A 19,890-nucleotide genomic window follows, 5' to 3' on the forward strand; every position below is an offset into this window, starting at 1 on the left:
GGAATCAGATCGCCGAGTCGTGCGCGGCAAGGAACGCGGCGACGACGGCGCGAAACTCCTCGGGCTTTTCCAGATGGGTGCAGTGACTCGTGTCGGGGAAGACGTGGCTGGCGACGTCGGGGATGTGCTCGACGTAGGGCTGCCAGGTGGCCGGTGTGGCCTCGTCGAATTCGCCGGCGATCACCAGGGTCGGCGCGGTGATCGACGGCAGCCGGTCGATGATGCTCCAGCCGCGCAGGGTGCCGACGACGTGAAATTCGTTGGGGCCGTTCATGGTGTGGTAGACCGTCGGCTCGGCCTCCATCTGGGTGACGGTGTCGAGGAAGTCCTGGGGGACGGGCTCCACCCGGCACACGTGGCGCCGGTAGAACTCCTCTGTGGCGGCCAGGTACTCCGGGTCGGTGACGGTCCCGTCGGCTTCGTGGCGGTCGAGTGCGGCCTGCACGTCGGGGGGCAGCTGGGCCCGCAGTTCGGCCGCGCCGGCCATCCATAGCTGCATCGAGGCCGGCGAGTTGCAGATCGACAGCGACGCCAGTCCCGGTGGTTGTCGCACCGCGATCTCGGCCCCGAGCATGCCGCCCCAGGACTGGCCCAGCAGGTGGTAGTGCTCGAAGCCGAGCGCGTTGCGGACCGCGTCGAATTCCTCGACGAACAGCGCGGGCGTCCAGAAGTCGGCCGGCGCATCGGGCAGGTGTGTGCTTGCGCCGCAGCCGATCTGGTCGTAATGGACCACGACGCGGCCGGTCTCCTGCGCCAGCGCAGCGATGTTTGCGACGTAATTGTGCGCCATGCCTGGGCCGCCGTGGAGGACGACGAGGGGGAGGGTGCCCGCGCGCACCGTCTCCGGCGAGGTGATCTGCACCCAGGTTTGGTATTCCCGGAACGGCACCATCTGCGTATCCACAGCCATGGGGTCCAGCATGAACCGGTAAAGGTCTCGTCGCAAGACCATTGATTGGGAATTAACATCACGGTGACGAAGGAGGGTCGCGGTCGATGGCTCACGATGGCGCACCGGTAGGGCCGGGGCTGCTCGCGCAGCAGCTGGACTCGTCGTCGCGGGTCGACGAGATTACCGACCGGCTGGTCACGGCCATCGCCATCGGCGAGTACCTACCCGGGGCCAGGTTGCCGGTGGAACGCGATCTTGCGGCATCTCTGGGAGTGGGGCGGATGACGGTGCGGGCCGCGCTGGCCCGGCTGGTGGCCCGCGGTCTGCTCGAGACCAGGCGGGGCCGCGGCGGCGGCTCCTACGTGCTCGACCAGTGGCCGGAATCATCCAACGACGCGGTGCGCCGCACCCTGGGCATGCGGCTGGGCGAGCTTCGGGACCGCTGTGACGCGGTGTGTCGGCTACAGGGCGTGGTCGCCCGCGCCGCGGCGGAGTCGTGCACCGAGGCCGACCTCGCGCTGATGCGGGCCCGGCTGGAGGCGTACCGGGCAGCGGGGACCGGGCTGCCCGCCCAGCAGGCCGACAGCGGGTTTCACCTGGCGATCATGGACGCCGCGCACAACGACGTGCTCAAGCAGCTACTGCTGGATCTCAAGGCGACGGTCAGCATCGGCTCGCCGGCGCACCTGTGGGGTGAGCCGACCACCATGCACACCATGGAGATTCGCGCGCTGCACGACCACGAGGAGATGCTGGCGGCGATCGGTGCCGGGCGCGGCGACGAAGCCGACGCGCTGGCCCGCGAACACGGCGCCATCGACTTCGAGCTGATCACCACCGCGATGCGCCGCGCCGGGGTATTGGTCGACTGAGTCAGCTCAGGGGAATGGCGTTGTTGCCCTTCGAGTCCTGATAGCGCTGCGAGAGCGCGGCATAACGTGCCCGGATCCGGTCCTGCTGGTGTTGCAACTGGCTGCGCCGCGGTTCGGGTTCAGCCTCGACCAGGCCCGGGATGGAATAGGCCGACCAGAACGCGTTGCTGCGCCGGTAGCCGCCCGGCGGTAGACCGAACACCTCCGCGAGGATCTTCAGATCGTGCGGGATGGCGAAGCTGTCCCGGGAATCCTCGTGGCTGAAGAAATAGTAGAAGTTGTCAAATCCCGCCCAGGTGATCGCCGACATGCACATGGTGCAGGGCTCGTGGGTGGACAAGAAGACCAGATCGGCTGCCGCCGGCCGGCCGGGCAGTTCGTAGAACCGGTTGAGGGTGTGGATCTCGCCGTGCCACAACGGATTCTCGATCTCGCCATTGGTCTCGGCGACCACCACCGACAGGTCCGACTTGTGCAGGATCGCCGCTCCGAACACCTTGTTACCGGCCGCAACTCCACGATCGGTCAGCGGCAGGATCGCCTGCTCCATCACGTCCAGCAGGCGGGCGGGGTTCGTCGGCATGTCCCACGCTAACGCGCGGACCCTTCGGCCGCGCGTCGGCGCTCACCCCGCCCGCGCCACGACTCGCCGGTCTGGCAGCCGGTTCAGCCCCAGATGTCCGCGCAGCGTCGTCGCGGTGTATTCCCGCCGGAACAGGCCGCGGGCCCGCAGGATCGGCACCACATGGTCGACGAACAGTTCCAGCCCCGACGGGAAGACATCCGGCATCAGGTTGAACCCGTCGACCGCGCCAGCGACAAACCACTCCTCGATCGCATCGGCGATCTGCTCCGGGCCGCCCACCACCAGCCGGTGCCAGGTGATCACCCGGTCCAGCAGCTCGCGCACGGTCAGGTGTTCGCGCCGCGCCAGATTCACCACGATGTCGCGAGCTCCCTGTGACCCGGTATCGGTCACCGCGCCGTCCAGCAGCCACTGCGGCAGGGGCTTGTCCCAGGCCAGCTCCCCGGGGTCCACCGACAACTGCCCGGCCAGATGTGCCAGGCGCCGCTCGCCGGCCAGCTCGTTGAGTTCGTCGTTGCGCCGCCGGGCCTCCGCCTCGGTGCTGCCCAATACGAACGACAGGCCCGGCATGATCCGGATCGCATCCCTCGGCCGGCCATGGGCCACTGTCCGCGACCGCAACTCCGCGGCGTTGCGCAACGCGTCCGGCAGCGAGGCCTGCGCAGCGAACACCCCGTCGGCATACCGCGCCGCCAAATCCAGCCCCCCGGGTGAACCGCCGGCCTGGAACAACACCGGGTGCCCCTGCGGCGGTCGGGGCAGCGTCAGCGGTCCGTCTACCGAGAAGAACTCGCCGCGGTGATCGATCGTGCGGATCGCACCGGGCCGGCTGAACGCGCCGGTCGTCTTGTCCGCCAGGACAGCATTGTCGTCCCACGAATCCCACAGCGACCGAACCACATCGATGAACTCTGCGGCCCGGGAGTAGCGCTGCTCGCGGTCGGGTTGCGCGCCGCCGCCGAAGTTGTTCCACGCGTAGGGATCACTGCTGGTCACCACGTTCCACGCGACCCGGCCGCGGCTGAGATGGTCCAGCGAGGCAAACCGGCGCGCCACATTGTAGGGCTCCTCGAACGACGTCGACACCGTGGCGATCAACCCCAGATGGGTGGTCACCGAGGCCAACGCCGACAGCAGCACCAGCGGATCCAGCGCCAGCGGCGGGGCGTCCAGCGGCTCGTCCGGGTTCTGGAACAGCGACGGGCTGTCGGCCAGGAACAGCGCGTCCAGCATCCCGCGCTCGGCGATGCGCGCCACGTCGATCCAATACGACAGGTCGGTGAACCAGTGTGGATCCGCGCCGGGGTACCGCCAGGCCGCCGGGTGCATCCCGTCGGACAGGACGTTGACGCCCAGATGCAGTTCCCGGCGGGTCACGCCGGATCACCCGGCAGCGCCAGCTTTTTCACCTCGGGATCGGTGGCGATGAACTGCTGTACACGCGGATCCTTGAAGGCCTTGATCAGGTTCTTGATGTTCTCGGTGTCCAGGTAGTTGCTACCCACCGTGAGCACCGAGGCGAACTCGTCGGGTGACTTGGGCGCGAAGATCAGCTTGTCCTCGCTGACCCCGGCGGCCAGGAACGACTCCGCGTATCCGACGATCGCGTCGAGGTCGGGCAGCGCCCGCGGCTGGGCGCCGAAGTCCAGCAGCGTGAACTTCAGGTTCTTCGGATTGTCGACGATGTCCTTGGTGGTCAGTGCGGTGATGTCGGCGCCGGGGCGCACGGTCACCAGCCCGGCCTGGGCCAGATACCAAATGCCCTGCGCATTGTTGGCGGGGTCGGCCAGCAGCGACACCGTCGCGCCGTCCGGGATCTCCTGCGGCGTCCGGTACTTGTCGGACCAGATGCCGAACACCCAGTGGAAGAACGGCCCGGTGGCGGCCTGCTCCTTGAAGCTGGGGTTGGCGTCGAGTACCTGCTGGAGCCAGTGCCGATGCTGGAAGATGGTGCCGGCATAGCGACCGTCGCTGATCGCCTGGTTGATCTGGGTGCTGTCGCCCAGTCCGACCGCGCCGACCTTGACGTTGTAGTCAGAGGCGACGTTGGCGGCGATGTACTCGATGATCGCCTTCTCCGCCGGGTTAGAGTCCAGGTAGACGACATCCAGTGTGGCGCCAGCTGTTTCATTCGCCGACTTGGTACCGCTGCCGCGCTCGACGACGAAATACACTGCCGCCGCGACAATCACGACAAGGGCGATGGCCACGTAAGGCCATCGACGCCGTTTCTGAAGGGTGAAACCGTGCGGTTGCGCCGATACCGACTCGTCGATGCTCATACGTCCAGAAGCATGCAGCACCCAGCGCGGCTCGCCCAGGGTTGCGATCATCGCGATCGGCTCACCGTGATCGCAATGCTGTCAACCGGATCCCGGTGTTGACAGTGTTGGTGCGCAACGGCGATGACGCTTGCCCACAATCCGTTTCCGAAGGGCTCCCCATGATCGAGCTGACTGAACTGACCAAGATCTACGGCACCGGCGATAGCCGCACCGTGGTATTGGACCGCATCAATTTCCGCGTCGACGCCGGCGAGATCCTGGCCGTGGTCGGGCCCAGCGGGGCCGGTAAGAGCACGCTGGCCGAATGCATCAACCTGCTCACGCTGCCGACATCGGGCTCGGTGGTGGTCAATGGCGAGGATCTGACCACGTTGTCGTCCAAGGAGCTGCGGGTGGCCCGCCGCCGGATCGGCACCGTGTTCCAGTCCGCCGGTCTGTTCGAACGGCGCACCGCGGCACAAAACGTCGCGCTGCCCCTGGAATACCTGGGTGTCACCGCGGCCGAGGCGCGCAAGCGCGTCGCCGAGTTGCTCGACCGCGTCGGGCTGTCCAACCGAGCCAACCACTACCCGTTCCAGCTCTCGGGTGGGCAGAAGCAGCGCGTCGGCATCGCCCGCGCGCTGGCGCTGCGCCCGTCGGTGCTGCTCTCCGACGAGGCCACCGCGGGCCTGGACCCGACCACCACCGATTCGGTGGTCGAGCTGCTGCGCGAATTGCGCGACGATCTGGACCTGTCCATCGTGTTCATCACCCACGAGATGGACACCGTGCTCAAGATCGCCGACTCGGTGGCGCGGCTCGATCGCGGCAGCATCGTCGAATCCGGTCCTCTGGTAGAGCTTCTCACTGATCCCGATTCGGCTCTGGGCGCCGAGCTGCGCCCGCAGGGGATCGCCAGTGGCGCCGCCGCCGGCCAGCGCGTATGGCAGGTGGTCTACGACTCGCCCGCCGTGCCGTCGGACTGGATCGCGCGTGCCTCGGCCGACCTGGGCGCACCGATCGCGGTGCTCGGGGCCTCGGTCCAGCAGGTCCACGGCGTCACCGTGGGATCGGCGACCCTGGGTATCCCGGCCGAGCTGTCCGAGCGGGCCGGTGACGTGCTGGCTCGCTACGGCCTGGCGACCGGTGAGCAGCGGTTGCGGGGCGCCGCGTGACCGAGACTCTGTTGGCCAACGCCAAGGTCCCGGTCAACGAGCTGCCCGGGCTGCTGTTCCCGGCCCTGCTGGATACGTTGATCATGGTCGGCATCGTGATGACGATCGTCGTGCTGGTCGGGGTGCCCCTCGGCGCGCTCATTCACAACCTGGCTCCCGGCGGCCTGTTCGAAAACCCGGCGTTGCACACGGCGCTGAGCTGGATCATCAGCATTGGCCGCTCGCTGCCCTTCCTGATCCTGATGGCCGCCATCATGCCGTTCACCCGGTTCATCACCGGCACCAACATCGGTATCGCCGCCGCGGTGGTGCCGATGTCCTTGGCGGGCATCGCATTCTTCACCCGTATCGTCGAGAACTCGTTGCGTTCGGTGCCGCCATCGGTGGTCCGGGTCGCCCGCGCCTCCGGCGGATCGCGGCTGCAGATCATCCGCACCGCTCAACTCAACGAGGCGATTCCGTCGATCCTGGGCGGGCTCACCATCAACATCATCGCCATGATCGAATACTCGGCCATCGCGGGGACCATCGGTGCCGGCGGAATCGGTTATGTCGCAGTCACCTACGGCTACCAGCGATTCGATCAGGGCGTCATGTTCGCCACCATCGTGATCTTGGTGGTCACCGTCGCCGCGGTGCAGCTGGTCGGCGACGCGCTGGTCCGTTTCACCACTCCGCATGCCCGCCTGAAAGGAACCGTCAACGCATGACCACCACCGACAGCCCGGTCCAGAGTCCCGACGACCACGGCTTCGAGCTCCGCAAACGGCGCAAGTGGATCCCGATCGCGGTCGGATTGGCCGTCGTGATCGTCGCGATCGTCGCCGGGCGTTACTTCTTCTTCGGAAAGGCCAAGTCGGCCAACGAGATTCCGGGTGCGACCCTGGTGGTCGCCACCAACGAGGGCAACGCGGCCGAGCAGGCGCTCATCGAGTACATCAGCCGTGAGGTTGCCCCCAGGCATGGCATCAAGGTGGCCTTCCGCGGGTTGGCCGACAGCAACACCATCAACCGCGCGGTCAGCGACGGCGAGGTGGCCGGCACCATCTACCAGCACAAGCTGTGGCTGAGCCAGGTGCTCGAAGCCAATCCCGACTTCCGCGAGCAGGCGGCCACTCCGGTGTTCCGGTGGGGCTTCGGCATCTGGTCGGACAAGTACAGTGACGTCAGTCAACTGCCCGACGGTGCCAATGTGTCGCTGTACTCCGACCCGGCCAACGAGGCACAGGGGCTGTGGCTGCTGGAGCGTGCGGGCCTGATCACCCTGAACCCCAATGTCGACAAGTGGACGGCCACCCAGAAGGACATCGTGGCCAACCCGAAGCACCTGAAGTTCACGCTGCTGGACTTTGCTGCGCAGTCCCGCTCGTTGCCGGATCTGGATGCGGCAGTGGGCTACACGGAGTACTATCTGGCCGCCAAAGTTCCTCTCCAGCAGGAGATCTTCGCTCCGCCTGCCCCCGACGAGTTCGCCGGGCAGCTGACCATCGGCAGCCGCTGGGCCGACACCGACAACATCAAGAAGCTGGTCGAGACCTTCAAAGACCCAGCGGTGCAGCAATTCCTGGCCACCGACCCGAGTGTCAAGGGGATCCTGCTGCCGCTGTGACTCAGGGTGGGCCGGGGGTGGTGATCGCGGCCAGCGCAGCCAGCGCGTCGTCGATGGCGGCGGCCAGGTCGCGGGTGCCACCGTCGGCCGCCCACGCGGTGATCGCGACCCCCGACGCCGCGACGATCGCGGCGGCCTGGACGCTGGTGGCCAGATCCGGCGCGGGCATCCCGGCCCGCCGGGACAGCGCGCCCGCGATCAGATCGCGGGTGCTCTCCTGGGCGATCCAGTTGCGTGCCTGCAGCGCCGGGGTGCTCAGCAGCAGGCTGGTGCGGATCAGGATCGACTCGCGGTCGGCTGGCAGGATCTGCTCGAGCCCCGCGTGCATCGCCGCACGGACCGCTTCCAGCGGCGATTCCCCGGGCGGGCGGGCGACGATCAGGTCGGCCATGATCGGGTCGTAGTCGTCGTATTCGACGACCTCTTCCTTGCGGGGGAAGTGCCGGAAGAAGGTCATGTGCGACACCCCGGCGGCCGCCGCGATCTCCTCGACGGTGGTCTGCTCATAGCCTTGGTCGAGAAAGAGCGCCAGGGCGTGGTCCTGGATCGACCGGCGGGTCCTGGCCTTCTTCGCGGTGCGCCAGTCACCGCTCATCGGGCGAGGACCCCGGCCGGCGCACCCAGGTGTACGTCCAGCCAGCCGCGCAGCCGACGCGGGTCCCGGCCGCGCCAGGCCAGGTGCGCGTCGGGTCGCACCAGCATGGCGTCGGCGTCGGCGTCCTCGAGCCCAACGACCAGCTCGCCCAGGCGTTCTGCGGCCACCGCTGCCAGGCGCGGGGGGCCAATGAGCGCCCACTGCGGCCCGAGAACCTCGAAGAGCCGCACCGATCGACCGTGCGTGTCCGTCAGCCGCCGATCGGGTAGCCGGTCGCCCGGCAGCGGTCCGGGCCGCGGCAGCCGGGTCTCGGCGCCCAGCGGCCCGTGCCGGTAGGAGATCTGCAACTGCGAGGCCTTATCGGTGACCAGGCGGTGCACGAAGTCCCGGTTGAGCAGCGGCACGGCCACATGGTCGCGCACCCAGCGCCGGGCCGGGCCGTCACCCATCATCAATTGGGTGAGCCCGCTTGTGGTTTCGAGCACGTCTTCGGCGACCGGGCGGCGCTCGGCCTGATAGCTGTCGATGAGGTGAGGATCGGCGCGCCCGGAGATCACCAGCGCGAGCTTCCACGCCAGGTTCTCGGCGTCCCCGATGCCGGTGTTCATGCCCTGTCCGCCCAGCGGGCTGTGGATGTGGGCGGCGTCGCCGGCCAGCAGCACCCGGCCGCGGCGGTAGGTGTCGGCCAGGCGGCGCTGGATCCGGAACGTCGACGTCCACTCCACCGCGTGGATGGCGCCGACGGTCCCCGGCGGAAACCTTCCGATCAGATGGTCGGCGATGTCCCGCGGTGATGCGTCGTCGGCGAACCCCGGCGGTGCCGGCGCCATCAGCCGCCACAGGTCGGCTCCCGGCAGGGGGAATGCGGCCAGCATGCTGTCGTGTGCCAGCCAACTGGTCGCCCCGTCGCGCGGTCGGTCGACATCGGCGCGGACGTCGGCGAGCAGGAAACGCTCCACCAGCGGGACGCCGGGGAAACCGATGTCGAGCAGCTTGCGGACCGCGCTGTGGGCCCCGTCCGCGCCGACGACCCAGTGCGCGTCGAGCTCGCTGCCGTCGTCGAGCCGGACTCCCGCGCCGTCGGAACCAACGATCACGCCGGTGACCGCCCGGCCCCACTCGACCGTGCCGCCCAGGGCCACCAGGCGTTCGCGCAGCGCGCCCTCGATGTCGGCCTGCGACATCAGCAGGGCGCGCGGCCCCGCGAGCGTAGTGTTCTGCGCGAGTCGAAGGCTGGCGAGCTCGCGGCCGTCGGCGACGATGGTCAGCCGGTCGACTGGCAGCGCCCGCCGCGGCAGGTCGCCCAGGGCGCCGAGCCGGTCGAGGACCTCGACCCCGCGCGGCTGTAGTCCCAGCGCCCGGGATGTCGTCGCAGGTCCCGACGCCTTGTCCAGGACCCGAACCGCCACGCCGGCGGCCAGCAGGGCGCTGGCCAGAGTAAGTCCGGTCGGTCCCGCTCCGACCACGATCACGTCGGTATCCATCGCCGCCTCCTCCTGTGTTAGTTCATAACATGTTAGCAACTAACGTTAAGACCGAGCGGTCCCCGCGCGGTGTGCGCACTAAGGTGAGCCCGTGGCCGAGACCGCGCCGCTGCGCGTGCAGCTGATCGCCAAGACCGAGTTCCTGGCCCCGCCCGACGTGCCATGGGACACCGACGCCGACGGCGGCCAGGCGCTGCTGGAGTTCGCCGGCCGGGCCTGCTACCAAAGCTGGTCCAAGCCCAACCCCCGAACCGCCACCAACGCGGCCTACCTCAAGCACATCATCGACGTGGGGCACTTCTCGGTGCTCGAACACGCCTCAGCGTCGTTCTACATCACCGGCGTCTCGCGGTCATGCACCCACGAGCTGATCCGGCACCGCCACTTCTCCTACTCGCAGCTGTCCCAGCGCTACGTGCCCGACAGCGACGCCCAGGTTGTCGTGCCGCCCGGCCTCGAAGACGACCCCGAGCTCCAACAGATCCTGCTCGATGCCGCCGACGCCAGCCGGGCGGCCTACGTCGAGCTGCTGACCAAGCTGGAGGCCAAGTTCGCCGACCAGCCCGCAGGGTCGGATGGACCGGCTACGCCGGGGGTGCTGCGGCGCAAACAGGCCCGCCAGGCCGCGCGTGCGGTGCTGCCCAACGACACCGAAACCCGCATCGTCGTCACCGGCAACTATCGCGCTTGGCGGCATTTCATCGCCATGCGGGCCAGCGAGCACGCCGACGTGGAGATCCGCCGCTTGGCGATCGCCTGCCTGCGCGAGTTGGCGCAGGTCGCGCCCGCGGTGTTCGCCGATTTCGAGATCACCGAGCTTTCCGACGGCACGGAGGTGGCGACCTCGCCGCTGGCGACGGAGGTCTGAGCCCGACCGGGTAATCTAGACGTCCGTGAGCACCAGCGGATTCGACGCCAGCGCCCGGCTGGGCACCGTTCTGACCGCGATGGTGACGCCGTTCAAGCCCGACGGCACGCTGGACACCGCCACCGCGGCGCGACTCGCCACCCATCTGGTCGACTCCGGTTGCGACGGGCTGGTGCTCTCCGGCACCACCGGTGAGTCGCCCACCACCACCGACGAGGAGAAGCTGGCGCTGCTGCGCGCCGTGCTGGAAGCCGTCGGTGACCGGGCCCGCATCATCGCCGGAGCCGGCAGTTACGACACCGCCCACAGCGTGCACCTGGCTAAGACCTGTGCGGCCGAGGGCGCGCACGGCCTGCTGGTTGTCACGCCGTATTACTCGCGGCCGCCGCAGTCGGGCCTGGTGGCGCACTTCACCGCGGTGGCCGATGCCACCGACCTGCCGGTGATCCTCTACGACATCCCGCCGCGCTCGGTCGTGCCGATCGAGTGGGACACCATGCGCACCCTGTCGGCGCACCCCAACATCGTTGCGGTCAAGGACGCCAAGGCCGACCTGCACGGTGGTGCGCAGATCATGGCCGAGACGGGTTTGGCCTACTACTCCGGCGACGACGCGCTGAACCTGCCCTGGCTGGCGATGGGCGCGGTCGGCTTCATCAGTGTGTGGGGCCATGTGGCCGCCAGCCAGCTGCGAGACATGTTGACCGCCTTCAATTCCGGTGACATCGCCACCGCTCGCAAGATCGGTGTGTCGCTGGCGCCACTGAACGCCGCGCAGGCCCGCCTCGGCGGGGTGACCCTGGCCAAGGCCGGTCTGCGGCTGATCGGTATCGAGACCGGTGACCCGCGGCTGCCGCAGATGCCGGCCACCCCCGCACAGCTTGACGAGCTGGCCGCCGACCTGCGCGCCGCGGCAGTCCTGCGATGAGCTGCTGATGAACGAGGAACTGACGCCCCCGGGTCCGCTGGCTCCGGGTGGTCTGCGCGTCACCGCGCTGGGCGGTATCAACGAAATCGGCCGCAACATGACCGTTTTCGAGCATCTCGGCAAGCTGCTGATCATCGACTGCGGCGTGCTGTTCCCCAACCACGACGAGCCCGGCGTCGACCTGATCCTGCCCGACTTCCGGCTCATCGAGGACCGTCTCGGCGACGTCGAGGCGCTGGTGCTCACCCACGCGCACGAAGACCACATTGGGGCCATCCCGTTCCTACTCAAGCTCCGCGCCGACATTCCGGTGGTGGGCTCGAAATTCACCCTCGCCCTGGTGGCCGCCAAATGTCGCGAGCACCGGGTCAACCCGGTGCTCGTCGAGGTCGCCGAAGGGCAGCGCAGCACCCACGGTGTGTTCGAATGCCAGTACTTCGCGGTCAACCACTCCATCCCCGATGCGCTGGCGATCGCCGTCCACACCGGCGCCGGCACCGTGCTGCACACCGGCGACATCAAGCTCGACCAGCTGCCGCCCGACGGCCGGCCGACCGACCTGCCCGGCATGTCGCGGCTGGGCGATGCGGGGGTCGATCTGTTGCTGTGCGACTCGACGAACGCCGAGATTCCCGGTGTCGGCCCGTCGGAGAGTGAGGTCGGCCCGAACCTGCACCGCCTGATGCGCGGCGCGGAGGGGCAGCGGGTCATCGTCGCGTGCTTCGCCTCCAACGTCGACCGGGTCCAGCAGATCATCGATGCGGCAGTCGCGTTGGGGCGGCGGGTGTCGTTCGTCGGACGCTCCATGCTCCGCAACATGGCCATCGCCCGGGAACTGGGTTTTCTGCACGTCGAGGATCGCGACGTCGTCGACATCGCGATGGCCGAGGAGATGCCCCCCGCGGAAGTGGTGCTGATCACCACCGGCACCCAGGGCGAACCGATGGCGGCCCTGTCACGGATGTCGCGCGGTGAACATCGCAGCATCACCGTCACCTCCGACGACCTGATCATCCTGTCCTCGTCGCTGATCCCCGGCAACGAGGAGGCCGTCTACGGCGTCATCGACGACCTGGCCAAGATCGGTGCCAGGGTCGTCACCAATCAGCAAGTGCGCGTGCATGTCTCGGGTCACGCCTACTCGGGCGAGCTGCTGTTCCTCTATAACGGGGTGCGCCCGCGCAATGTGATGCCGGTGCATGGCACCTGGCGCATGCTGCGGGCCAACGCCAAGCTCGCCGCCCGCAGCGGGGTGCCCGAGGAGTGCATCGTGGTGGCCGAGAGTGGCGTCAGCGTCGACCTGATCGCCGGCAAGGTCAGCATCGCGGGCGCGGTACCGGTGGGCAAGATGTTCGTCGACGGTCTGGTCACCGGCGATGTGGGCGACGCGACCCTGGGCGAACGGCTCATCCTCAGTTCGGGTTTCGTGGCCATCACCGTGGTGGTTACCCGCGGCACCGGGCGGATCGCCGCGCCGCCGCACCTGTACGCGCGCGGCTTCTCCGAGGACCCCAAGGCGCTGGAGCCCGCCACCCGCAAGGTCGCTGCCGAGCTGGAATCGCTTGCCGCCCAGAATGTCACCGATCCGGTGCGCATCGCCCAGGCAGTGCGCCGCGTCGTCGGCAAGTGGGTGGGGGAGACCTACCGGCGTCAGCCGATGATCGTGCCCACCGTCGTCGAGATCTAACCGCTCGCCGCGGTCAGCCAGGCCACCGCGCGATCCCGGTAGGCGCTCAGGCCCTTGTATTCGGCCATGTCCTCGGGCAATTCGGCCAGCACCGCCGCGGTGCGCTCACGCCACGGCCCGACGGTCGCGATGTCGGCCAGCGGCAGCATGTAGCTGCGAATCAGGAAGCAGATCGCGCCGGACTCCGCCAGCCTGATCAGGTGCTGAACCTCCACCCGCAGGTGGATCAGCCGGCCAAACGTCTCGTCGTCCACGGCGGTGAGTTCCTCGGCGTCGGGTAGCCACTGCGGGTAGGCCTCGGTAGACACGTCCAGGCGGCGCCCGACGGTCATCGACCAGTTGGTGCGCCTGTAGACCTCGCCGGGCTGCAGGCGCATCAGGAATTCGCGGGCCCGGCCGATCACCCCGGATTCGCGCAGCCGGGGGACCGGGCCGTGGATCTCCAGGAACGTCATGCCGACGTCGAAGCCGAAGGACCAGCCCGCGGCGAAGGTGACCACACCGGCGTCGGCGAACAGGTCACCGTCGCGCTGGTCGAGCAGGACGATGTCCTCCTGCACCTGCCCGCCGATGAAGGCCAGCGGGTCACAGGGCAGGCTGGCCTCGTCGCCGAGGATGAAATCCTGCTCTATGCCCAGCAATTCGTTGCGCCAGTGCCAGCGCTCGCCGTCTCGGGAGAGCGACATCGTGTCGGGGTAGGCGGTGGCGAGCTCGGTCATCAGCGCCAGCATGGTGTCCCAGCAGGCGATCCGCATGTGGGGCAGCACCGCGTGGCGTGACGGATCGGCGGCCAGGATGGCGCGCCGCTGCGCGATCTCGTGGCGGTACTCGCTGTCGATGTCGACCACCCGCCGCCCCCACTGGCCCGTCGCCGTCGTCACGACCGATCCGGCCGGGGCGATGTTGGTGCTGTACCGGTAGGAGTCGCCGGTGTAGGGGAACGGAAACGACGCGATCAGATCGGGCGCCGACACCGGCCCGGTCACAGGTCCAGCTCCACCCGACCGACCCCGCGCGATACGCAGGCCATCATCGACTCGGCGCGTTGATCCTCGCTCAGGTAGAGATCGCGGTGCAGCACCGCACCGGCCCGCACCGGCACCCGACACTCGCCGCACACGCCCTGCCGGCACATGCTGGGCACCGCATGGCCGTGCGACTCCAGGGCATCCAACAGGGACTCTCCGGAATTGACGGTGAATGCCGTTGCACTGCGGGCCAAGTCGACCTCGAATGGCTCACCGGGGGCAAGCTCCGCGCCGAAGTGTTCGACGTGGATCCGACTTGCCGGCCAGCCCGCGTCGATCGCGGCGGCCACGACGTCGTCGATGAACGGGCCGGGCCCGCAGATGAAGACGTGGGTGCCGAACGGTTGGGTGGCCAGCGTCGGGGACAGCTCCGCACGGAAGGCCGCCCGGTCGGTGAAGAACCCGGCGTGGTCGGTCAGCGCCTTGATCTCATCGACGTAGGCGCCACGGCCGTCGCGATGGATGTAGAGCAGCGCGACCTCGCGGTCCCACCGCCGGGCACTGCGCAGGTGCGTGATCATCGGGGTGATGCCGATTCCGGCGGCGATCAGCAGGTGTTTGCGGGCGCGCAGCACCGGGGCGAAAGCGCTGCGCGGCGGGTGGACCACCACGGTGGCGCCGACGGCGAGGTCGCGGTGGATCCAGCGCGAGCCGCCCCGCCCATCGGGGCAATCCCGCACCGACACCACGTACTCGCGGGGGGCGGCCGTCTCGCCGGTCAGCGAGTAGGCGTTGGCGCCGCCGGGATACTCGATCACGACGTGGCTGCCGGGGGTGAACGACGGCAGTACCGCGCGGTCGGTGCGGGCCAGGGTCAGGGTGCGGATCCCGGGCACGCCGTCGTCGACCGCGACGACCTCCAGCCTCAGCGTGCTCATGACACCGCGTCGGCGCTGGTGGCGAAGCCGAGATGGGCGCCGAGGCGCCGGGACACGTGGTAGTACACGAGCAGCTCGCGCCCGCAGCCGGGGCACGAGATGGCCCCGGTCAGCTCGACGTGCACGGCGGCGGTGGTGCGGCAGTGGGCGCAGTAGACCTCGCGGGTGTCCACCTCGGTGCTGGCCACGGTGATCTCGTCGTCGGCGGCGCCGAGTTCGAGTGCGCGGGCTCGGACCCGCAGGCAGGCGTGCGCGGGACCGGCCAGCAGCAGCCGCCACCCGACGACGGCGTCGTCGAGGTCGGCGTCCAGTACGGCACACGCCGCCGCGGCGTCGGATACGAGGTGGATCCGCGGACGGAGACCGGCCCGATGCGCGCTGATCTCGTCGGCCCACCGCCGCGCGATGGCGGCCGCGTCGGCCCCGATGGCCAGCACGGTCGGGTGGCGCCCGGTCAGATCGGCCGGCGGGCACGTTGGTTCGACGGCCCACGCTGGGACGCTGGTGAGGTCCAATGGGGGTCTCATCGCCACCCGATCGTAATGGCGGTGACGGGGTACTGCCCGGTGTCAGCGCTTGTTGGTGAACCCGGCGTCGACCGGCAGGGTGACGCCGGTGACGTACCGGCCGGCGTCGGAAACCAGGAAGAACACCGCGTTGGCGATGTCCTCGGGTTCCAGGGTCTGCACCGGCAGCGCGTTGGTCATGTCCGGCCCACCGAAGTCCTGCTGGGCCAGGCCGTCGAGCCAGGACCGGGTGAACTCGTTGTCGATCATCGGGGTGTTGACCCCGGCCGGGTGCACCGAGTTGACCCGGATGCTGAACGGGGCAAGGAAATTGGCGTAGGCCCGCATCAGGCCGACCAGCCCGTGCTTGGCGACGGTGTAGCCCAGCGACCCGGCCAGCGGTGCGCCGATGCCCACCAGGCCGGCTACCGAGCTGGTCAGCACGATCGCGCCGCCGTTGCCCTGCTTGATCAGCGGCTTCATCGTGATGTCGATGGTGTGGTAGACCCCGGTCAGGTTGACGTCGATGACGTCCTGCCAGGCGCCGTCGTCGGCCATCGGGGCGATTCCGGCGTTCGCGACCACGATGTCGAGCCGGCCCAGCTCCTCGATGCCCTGGTAGACCGCGGACTTCAGTGCGGTCCGGTCCCGCACGTCGGCCTGCCGGGCGACGATGCGTGCCCCGGTGTCTTCGACGAGTTTGACGGTGGCCGCCAGGTCCTCCGGGGTGGCCAGCGGGTAAGGGACGCTCGCGATCTGGTCACACAGGTCGATCGCGATGATGTCGGCGCCCTCGGAGGCCAGCTTGACCGCATGCGCACGGCCCTGGCCGCGGGCGGCACCGGTGATGAGGGCGACCTTGCCGTCGAGTGCACCCATGGCTACTACCGCCTCAGGGCCGCAGCTGACCCTTGGCCGGGTCACCGGCCGGCACAGGGGTGAGCAGCTTGATGTCGGGGGCGCCGTCGAGGTGCTCGCCGATCTCGCCGAACAGCGTGGTCACCCCCGGGGCCGTGCCGTGCGTCTGGAGTGCGTCGGCGTCGGCCCACTGTTCGATGAACACGAAGGTGCGGTCGGCCTCGTGCAGCGAGTACAGCTCGCAGCCCGGCTCGTCGTGAACCGCGGCGATCGCCTTCGTGCAGGCCGCGCGAACGGCGTCGACGGATTCGGGCTTGGCGGTGAAGCTGGCGACGACGACGACGGGCATGGGCGGCCTCCTCGGTACGGGGTGTGACGGCGCTTACGTTAGACGGCCTTCGTATCGGGTCGCGACGGTGGTCCCCTCTTCGCGATTTGGGCGCGCTTTCGTTCGCGTAGCGACGGCAATCGCGCCGAAATCGCCGATGGTCGCAGGTTGGCAACGGCGGTTTCGTAACCAGTGTGGCGGATGGTGCAGATGGGGCATTTGCGACTAGGCTTGCCCGCATGGCGAACAAGACGGCCGCTCGCTCTGGCGCGCGAACGACCAGGTCAAAGGGTGCGTCGCGATCGGCGAAGCCGGCTCCTCGGCGCAAGCCCGCCCAGAAGCGCACCTCGTCACCGGTGGCCACCGCGGCCGCGGCCAGTGGGCGCGCGGCGCGGGCGACCTGGCTGATGGTCGCCCGGGGGGCGGGTTCGACGGCGCGCTCGGTCGGTCGCGCCCGCGATATCGAGCCGGGCCACCGCCGCGACGGCATCGCGCTGGGCTTGCTGGCCATCGCCGTCGTCATCGCCGCCAGCTCCTGGTTCGACGCCGCCCGGCCGGTCGGCGCCTGGATCGACTCGGTGCTGCGCACCTTCGTCGGCGGCGCGGTGGTGCTGCTGCCGCTGGTGGTCGCCGCGATCGCGGTGCTGCTGATGCGTACCGAACCCAACCCCGACGCCCGTCCGCGCCTGGTACTGGGCTGCGCCATGATCGCCCTGCCGGTGCTGGGGCTGTGGCACCTCTGGTCGGGTGCGCCCCAGGATCCCGCCGCCCGCCAGCGCGCCGCCGGCTTCATCGGCTTCGCGATCGGGGGCCCGCTGTCCGACGGCCTGACCCCGTGGATCGCCACCCCGCTGCTGGTCCTGGCCGTGCTGTTCGGCGTTCTGCTGCTCACCGGCACGACGATCCGCGAGGTCCCCGAAACGCTGTATGCGATGTTCAGCACCCGCGGCCGCTACGCCGACGAGGACTATGACGACTACGACGAGACCGAGCCCGAGGATCTCGACCTGGCCGAGTCCGACGACTTCTCCGATGGTTACTACGACGACCCGCGTGCCTACGCCGACGAGGCACCGGCCTGGCCGGGCGCCCAGCCACAGCCCGCGGCCGGCACACCGATGGACAACTACCCGCTCGAAGAGGACGCCCCGACCATCCCCGAACCGACAGCCAAGGAGCGGCGCAAGAAGGCGGCCCCGAAGCTGGAGCCCAAGCTGGAGCCCAAGCTGGAGCCCAAGGTCGTCGACCGTGTCGTGGAAGGGCCGTACACCCTGCCGTCGCTGGAGCTGTTGGTGGCCGGCGACCCGCCCAAGCGGCGCAGCCCCGCCAACGAGGCGATGGCCGACGCGATCTCGTCGGTGCTGCAGCAGTTCAAGGTCGACGCTGCGGTCACCGGCTGCACCCGCGGCCCGACCGTCACCCGCTACGAGGTCGAGCTCGGCCCCGGCGTGAAGGTCGAGAAAATCACTGCGCTGCAACGCAACATCGCCTATGCGGTGGCCACCGAGAGCGTCCGGATGCTGGCGCCGATCCCGGGCAAGTCCGCCGTCGGCATCGAGGTGCCCAACACCGACCGCGAGATGGTGCGCCTGGCCGACGTCCTGACCGCCCCGACCACCCGGCGCGACCATCACCCACTGGTGATCGGCCTCGGGAAGGACATCGAGGGCGACTTCATCTCGGCCAACCTGGCCAAGATGCCGCACCTGTTGGTGGCCGGCTCCACCGGCTCGGGCAAGTCCAGCTTCGTCAACTCGATGCTGGTCTCGCTGCTGGCGCGGGCCACGCCCGACGAGGTCCGGATGATCCTGATCGACCCCAAGATGGTGGAACTGACGCCCTATGAGGGCATCCCGCACCTGATCACCCCGATCATCACCCAGCCGAAGAAGGCGGCGGCGGCGCTGGCGTGGCTGGTCGAGGAGATGGAGCAGCGCTACCAGGACATGCAGGCCTCCCGGGTTCGCCACATCGACGACTTCAACGCCAAGGTGCGCTCCGGTGAGATCAGCACGCCGCTGGGCAGTCAGCGGGTCTACAAGCCCTATCCCTACATCGTCGCGATCGTCGACGAGCTGGCCGACCTGATGATGACCGCGCCGCGCGATGTCGAGGACGCCATCGTGCGGATCACCCAGAAAGCCCGCGCGGCGGGCATCCACCTGGTGCTGGCCACCCAGCGGCCCTCGGTCGACGTGGTCACCGGCCTGATCAAGACGAACGTCCCGTCGAGGCTGGCGTTTGCCACCTCCTCGCTGACCGACAGCCGGGTCATCCTCGACCAGCCCGGCGCCGAGAAGCTGATCGGTATGGGCGACGGCCTGTTCCTGCCGATGGGAGCCAGCAAGCCGCAGCGGCTGCAGGGCGCTTACATCACCGACGAAGAGATCCAGGCCGTCGTGCAATCGTGCAAGGACCAGGCCGAGCCGGAGTACACCGAAGGGGTCACCGCGGCCAAGCCGGCCGGCGACCGCAGCGACGTCGACCCCGACATCGGTGACGACATGGACGTCTTCCTGCAGGCGGTCGAGCTGGTGGTCTCCAGCCAGTTCGGGTCCACCTCGATGCTGCAGCGCAAGCTGCGGGTCGGGTTCGCCAAGGCCGGTCGGCTGATGGACCTGATGGAAACCCGCGGCATCGTCGGGCCCTCCGAAGGGTCCAAGGCCCGGGAGGTGCTGATCAAGCCCGACGAGCTCGCCGGGACGCTGATGCTGATCCGCGGTGGCGGGGGCGACGAGGAGTCAGACGAGTTCTGACGCCGAGATCGACTTAATGGCGCACTCGACTCGAACTTCTGCGCCCAATTGTCGGTTTGGGCGCCAGAGAACTCAGAGGATCAGCAGCATCCGGGTGTTGCCGAGGATGTTCGGCTTCACATAGGACAGGTCGAGGAACTCGGCGACGCCGATGTCGTAGGACCGGCACATCTCCTCGTACACCTCGGCGGTCACCGGGGTGCCCTCGATCTCGGTGAAGCCGTGCCGGCCGAAGAACTCGGTTTCGAAGGTCAGCACAAACAGCCGCTGCAACTGCAGCTCGCGGGCGACCTTGAGCAGCTGATTGACGATCGTGTGACCGATCCCGCGGCCCTTGACCTTGGGATTGACCGCGACGGTGCGAACCTCGCCGAGGTCGGCCCACAGCACGTGCAGGGCGCCGCAGCCGACCACTTCGCCGTCCAGCTCGGCAACCCAGAACTCCTGGACCGCCTCATAGAGCGTGACCAGGTTCTTCTCCAGCAGAATCCGGCCGGCGTAGGTGTCGACGAGACGCTTGATGTCGGGCACATCCGAGGTACGGGCACGGCGTACGACGACATCAGCAGTCACGGG

General features: G+C 68.8%; 20 protein-coding genes. 8 read left to right on the plus strand and 12 right to left on the minus strand.

Going from position 1 to position 19,890, the window contains the following annotated elements:
* Positions 1 to 4: 4 nt before the first annotated feature.
* A complete protein-coding gene (locus tag ADBZ9K_RS17385; protein ID WP_526622511.1) occupies positions 5 to 910 on the minus strand; it encodes a proline iminopeptidase-family hydrolase in 906 nt (301 codons plus the stop codon).
* Between the two features lie 86 nt (positions 911 to 996).
* Between ADBZ9K_RS17385 and ADBZ9K_RS17390 the strand changes: the two genes are divergently transcribed.
* Positions 997 to 1,764, plus strand: a complete 768-nt coding sequence (locus ADBZ9K_RS17390) for a FadR/GntR family transcriptional regulator (RefSeq protein WP_526622513.1) — start codon at positions 997 to 999, stop codon at positions 1,762 to 1,764.
* A gap of 1 nt (position 1,765) precedes the next feature.
* Here the strand turns inward: ADBZ9K_RS17390 and ADBZ9K_RS17395 are convergent, their stop codons facing one another.
* The 3 genes from ADBZ9K_RS17395 to ADBZ9K_RS17405 are packed head-to-tail and all read right to left on the minus strand — an operon-like array spanning position 1,766 to position 4,632.
* On the minus strand, positions 1,766 to 2,347 hold the full coding sequence (locus ADBZ9K_RS17395) for a nucleoside deaminase (RefSeq protein ID WP_526622515.1): 582 nt from the start codon (positions 2,345 to 2,347) through the stop codon (positions 1,766 to 1,768).
* Between the two features lie 42 nt (positions 2,348 to 2,389).
* Positions 2,390 to 3,727, minus strand: coding sequence for an LLM class flavin-dependent oxidoreductase (locus ADBZ9K_RS17400; protein WP_526622517.1), 1,338 nt, complete (start codon positions 3,725 to 3,727; stop codon positions 2,390 to 2,392).
* The gene (locus ADBZ9K_RS17405; RefSeq protein ID WP_526622753.1) at positions 3,724 to 4,632 is read right to left on the minus strand and encodes a MetQ/NlpA family ABC transporter substrate-binding protein; all 909 of its coding nucleotides are present in this window, start codon (positions 4,630 to 4,632) and stop codon (positions 3,724 to 3,726) included. The genes ADBZ9K_RS17400 and ADBZ9K_RS17405 overlap by 4 nt, the downstream gene beginning before the upstream one ends.
* A 161-nt stretch (positions 4,633 to 4,793) precedes the next feature.
* Between ADBZ9K_RS17405 and ADBZ9K_RS17410 the strand changes: the two genes are divergently transcribed.
* From ADBZ9K_RS17410 to ADBZ9K_RS17420, 3 genes are read left to right on the plus strand one after another with little or no spacing between them, the layout of a single operon-like run.
* Positions 4,794 to 5,789, plus strand: coding sequence for a methionine ABC transporter ATP-binding protein (locus ADBZ9K_RS17410; RefSeq protein ID WP_526622518.1), 996 nt, complete (start codon positions 4,794 to 4,796; stop codon positions 5,787 to 5,789).
* Positions 5,786 to 6,499: a methionine ABC transporter permease gene (locus ADBZ9K_RS17415; protein WP_526622520.1), complete on the plus strand. Its 714-nt coding sequence runs from the start codon at positions 5,786 to 5,788 to the stop codon at positions 6,497 to 6,499. Before ADBZ9K_RS17410 ends, ADBZ9K_RS17415 begins: the two co-directional genes overlap by 4 nt.
* Positions 6,496 to 7,398, plus strand: coding sequence for a MetQ/NlpA family ABC transporter substrate-binding protein (locus ADBZ9K_RS17420; protein ID WP_526622522.1), 903 nt, complete (start codon positions 6,496 to 6,498; stop codon positions 7,396 to 7,398). The genes ADBZ9K_RS17415 and ADBZ9K_RS17420 overlap by 4 nt, the downstream gene beginning before the upstream one ends.
* A 1-nt stretch (position 7,399) precedes the next feature.
* On the opposite strand, the gene ADBZ9K_RS17425 is transcribed toward ADBZ9K_RS17420, so the two are convergent.
* Together ADBZ9K_RS17425 and ADBZ9K_RS17430 are read right to left on the minus strand one after the other, a co-directional pair.
* Entirely contained in the window at positions 7,400 to 7,993 is a 594-nt protein-coding gene (locus ADBZ9K_RS17425; protein ID WP_526622524.1) for a TetR/AcrR family transcriptional regulator, read from the minus strand.
* Entirely contained in the window at positions 7,990 to 9,477 is a 1,488-nt protein-coding gene (locus ADBZ9K_RS17430; protein WP_526622526.1) for an FAD-dependent oxidoreductase, read from the minus strand. The genes ADBZ9K_RS17425 and ADBZ9K_RS17430 overlap by 4 nt, the downstream gene beginning before the upstream one ends.
* 91 nt (positions 9,478 to 9,568) lie before the next feature.
* On the opposite strand from ADBZ9K_RS17430, the gene thyX reads away from it, so the two are divergent.
* From thyX to ADBZ9K_RS17445, 3 genes are read left to right on the plus strand one after another with little or no spacing between them, the layout of a single operon-like run.
* Entirely contained in the window at positions 9,569 to 10,345 is a 777-nt protein-coding gene (gene thyX, locus ADBZ9K_RS17435) for an FAD-dependent thymidylate synthase (protein WP_526622527.1), read from the plus strand.
* 25 nt (positions 10,346 to 10,370) lie between these two features.
* The gene (gene dapA / locus ADBZ9K_RS17440; protein WP_526622529.1) at positions 10,371 to 11,273 is read left to right on the plus strand and encodes a 4-hydroxy-tetrahydrodipicolinate synthase; all 903 of its coding nucleotides are present in this window, start codon (positions 10,371 to 10,373) and stop codon (positions 11,271 to 11,273) included.
* A 7-nt stretch (positions 11,274 to 11,280) separates the two neighbouring features.
* Positions 11,281 to 12,960, plus strand: coding sequence for a ribonuclease J (locus ADBZ9K_RS17445; protein ID WP_526622531.1), 1,680 nt, complete (start codon positions 11,281 to 11,283; stop codon positions 12,958 to 12,960).
* Here ADBZ9K_RS17445 and ADBZ9K_RS17450 read toward each other — a convergent pair.
* Genes ADBZ9K_RS17450 through ADBZ9K_RS17470 form a run of 5 tightly spaced genes read right to left on the minus strand, consistent with a single transcriptional unit; the run spans position 12,957 to position 16,579 of the window.
* The gene (locus ADBZ9K_RS17450) at positions 12,957 to 13,946 is read right to left on the minus strand and encodes a heme-dependent oxidative N-demethylase subunit alpha family protein (protein ID WP_526622533.1); all 990 of its coding nucleotides are present in this window, start codon (positions 13,944 to 13,946) and stop codon (positions 12,957 to 12,959) included. The two genes, ADBZ9K_RS17445 and ADBZ9K_RS17450, sit on opposite strands and share 4 nt — an antisense overlap.
* Positions 13,943 to 14,866, minus strand: a complete 924-nt coding sequence (locus ADBZ9K_RS17455; protein WP_526622535.1) for a PDR/VanB family oxidoreductase — start codon at positions 14,864 to 14,866, stop codon at positions 13,943 to 13,945. Before ADBZ9K_RS17455 ends, ADBZ9K_RS17450 begins: the two co-directional genes overlap by 4 nt.
* Entirely contained in the window at positions 14,863 to 15,393 is a 531-nt protein-coding gene (locus ADBZ9K_RS17460; protein ID WP_526622537.1) for a dimethylamine monooxygenase subunit DmmA family protein, read from the minus strand. Before ADBZ9K_RS17460 ends, ADBZ9K_RS17455 begins: the two co-directional genes overlap by 4 nt.
* 42 nt (positions 15,394 to 15,435) lie before the next feature.
* Positions 15,436 to 16,251 carry a mycofactocin-coupled SDR family oxidoreductase gene (locus ADBZ9K_RS17465; protein ID WP_526622538.1) on the minus strand — a complete coding sequence of 272 codons (816 nt, stop codon included), beginning with the start codon at positions 16,249 to 16,251 and terminating at the stop codon, positions 15,436 to 15,438.
* Between the two features lie 13 nt (positions 16,252 to 16,264).
* On the minus strand, positions 16,265 to 16,579 hold the full coding sequence (locus ADBZ9K_RS17470) for a putative quinol monooxygenase (protein WP_526622540.1): 315 nt from the start codon (positions 16,577 to 16,579) through the stop codon (positions 16,265 to 16,267).
* 218 nt (positions 16,580 to 16,797) lie between these two features.
* On the opposite strand from ADBZ9K_RS17470, the gene ADBZ9K_RS17475 reads away from it, so the two are divergent.
* Positions 16,798 to 19,314, plus strand: a complete 2,517-nt coding sequence (locus tag ADBZ9K_RS17475; protein WP_526622541.1) for a DNA translocase FtsK 4TM domain-containing protein — start codon at positions 16,798 to 16,800, stop codon at positions 19,312 to 19,314.
* A 72-nt stretch (positions 19,315 to 19,386) separates the two neighbouring features.
* Here the strand turns inward: ADBZ9K_RS17475 and ADBZ9K_RS17480 are convergent, their stop codons facing one another.
* Positions 19,387 to 19,887, minus strand: a complete 501-nt coding sequence (locus ADBZ9K_RS17480; RefSeq protein WP_526622543.1) for an amino-acid N-acetyltransferase — start codon at positions 19,885 to 19,887, stop codon at positions 19,387 to 19,389.
* Positions 19,888 to 19,890: the final 3 nt, after the last annotated feature.

It is taken from the genome of Mycobacterium sp. (assembly GCF_965229265.1).
Classification (GTDB): domain Bacteria; phylum Actinomycetota; class Actinomycetes; order Mycobacteriales; family Mycobacteriaceae; genus Mycobacterium.